Origin of the sequence: Lacticaseibacillus camelliae DSM 22697 = JCM 13995, assembly GCF_001311195.1 — a bacterium.
GTDB classification, from domain to species: domain Bacteria; phylum Bacillota; class Bacilli; order Lactobacillales; family Lactobacillaceae; genus Lacticaseibacillus; species Lacticaseibacillus camelliae.
In genome coordinates, this window is record NZ_BBAJ01000144.1 from 1 (window position 1) to 1,742 (window position 1,742).

The 1,742-nt window shown below is 60.6% G+C and carries 2 protein-coding genes and 1 pseudogene; all 3 read right to left on the bottom strand.

Annotation, left to right across the window (positions count from 1 at the left end; genetic code table 11):
• Positions 1-34 precede the first annotated feature (34 nt).
• Complete coding sequence (locus JCM13995_RS13365) at positions 35-613, bottom strand: uracil-DNA glycosylase family protein (protein ID WP_054666548.1); 579 nt, start codon at positions 611-613, stop codon at positions 35-37.
• The gene (locus JCM13995_RS13370; protein WP_054666551.1) at positions 597-1,220 is read right to left on the bottom strand and encodes a class I SAM-dependent methyltransferase; all 624 of its coding nucleotides are present in this window, start codon (positions 1,218-1,220) and stop codon (positions 597-599) included. Before JCM13995_RS13370 ends, JCM13995_RS13365 begins: the two co-directional genes overlap by 17 nt.
• A gap of 21 nt (positions 1,221-1,241) precedes the next feature.
• Positions 1,242-1,742: pseudogene (locus JCM13995_RS13375) on the bottom strand (Rossmann-fold NAD(P)-binding domain-containing protein); the annotation flags it as partial.

Here is a 1,742-nt window from a genome sequence, read left to right on the forward strand (position 1 = left end):
AAAATTGAGGAAAAAAAAACTACTAAACTTTCACCTAAATCAACCCGCGCACCCGCTGCCTCAGCGCCGGCACCACGCCGGCCTCAAACCACGGGTTCTTCTTCATCCAGCCGTAGTTCAGCGGCGACGGGTGCACCAGCGGAAAATACTGCGGCAGGTAGTCTTGGTAGTGCTGGACCGTCGCCGTCAGCGTCTTCTGCCGGCGCGTGCCCAGGTAGTAGCGCTGGGCGTACTGGCCGATCAGCAGGGCCAGCTCCACATGCGGCATTAACTTCAAAAGCGGCGCGTGCCACTTTTCCGCAAAGCCCTTGCGCGGCGGCAGGTCGCCCGACTTACCCTTGCCCGGATAGTAAAAGTCCAGCGGCAGGATGCCGATGCGGCCGGTGTCGTAGAACTCCTCGCGAGTCACGCCCATCCAATCGCGCAGGCGGTCGCCGCTGGGGTCGTTCCAGAAGCTCTCGGTTTCTTGGGCCTTGCGACTGGGCGCCTGGCTGATGATGAGCAGCCGCGCGTTGGGGTCGATTTTGTACAGCGGCTTCACCCCTGCCTTAGTGTAGTCGGCGTTTTGGGGATCAGCCATGATGGCGTTAAAAATTTCACTGGCGGTTTGCATGCTGATGCTGTTTGGCCTCCTTGCGGGCGAGCTTTTTCGATAGACCGTGCTTATTGGGCTTGATGACGCGCTTGTGCGGCCGCTTTTCCGCGTAAAACACAAAGTAGCCGTCTTGCTCCGTCACCTGCACAAAACCGAAGACGCTTCTGATCTTGTTTTCGTACCAGGTCCGGCGCTTGGTCACCATGTAGAGCTTGCCAAAATCGGTCAAATGCTGGTGGGCGCCTTCGATGAAGCCCTTGGCCACCTTGAAATCCGTGTGGTACGGCGGGTTGGACAGCACCGCATGAAAGGTCTGGCCGTTGAGCTGGCCCCAGCCGTCGCTGACCAGCGCGCACACGCTGACGTCGTTGGCCGCGGCGTTTTGCTGGGTCAGTCGCACCGCGTCGGGGTCGACATCGACCGCGGTCACCGCGGCGTTCGGCAGCGTTTTGGCCAGAAAAGTCGCCACGAACCCGAAGCCGCAGCCCAAGTCGAGGATGCGACCCCCATCCTTCAGCTGGGCCACGTCGAGCATCGCCGCCGTGCCGCGGTCCAGGCCACGCGGGGAGAACACCGTGGCGTCTGTTTCAAAAGTTAACGAGACATCGTGATAATCGATCTGCATAAAATTCCTTCCACCCAGCTGCTAAATCACCGTTGCCAGGTTATCCTTCAGGACCTGCGCCGACTCGGTCAGCTTGGCCAGGTCGTCCTTGTTCAAGTCCAACTGTAAAATGCGATCCAGCCCCTGGCCGCCAAGCAGCACCGGCACACCGATCGACACGTCGCGCAGCCCGTACTCCCCTTGCAGGTGCACGGACATCGCAAACGCGGCGTGGTCATCGTTGAGAATCGCTGCGGTCAGCCGAGTCAGGCTGGCGGCAATGCCGTAGAACGTGGCGCCTTTTTTTGTCGATGATCGAGTACGCCGCTGTTTTGACCTGGTTGCTCAGGGCGTCAAAATCGCGCGCCTGCTGGGCCTTCGGGACAAAGTCGCACAGGGGCTGGCCGCCAATCGTCGCAAAATCCCACACTGGGAACTCAGAGTCGCCGTGCTCGCCCATAATGTACGCATGCACGGTCCGGACGTCGACGTTGTAGCGGCGGCCGATCTCCGAGCGCAGCCGGGCAGAGTCCAGCGCGGTGC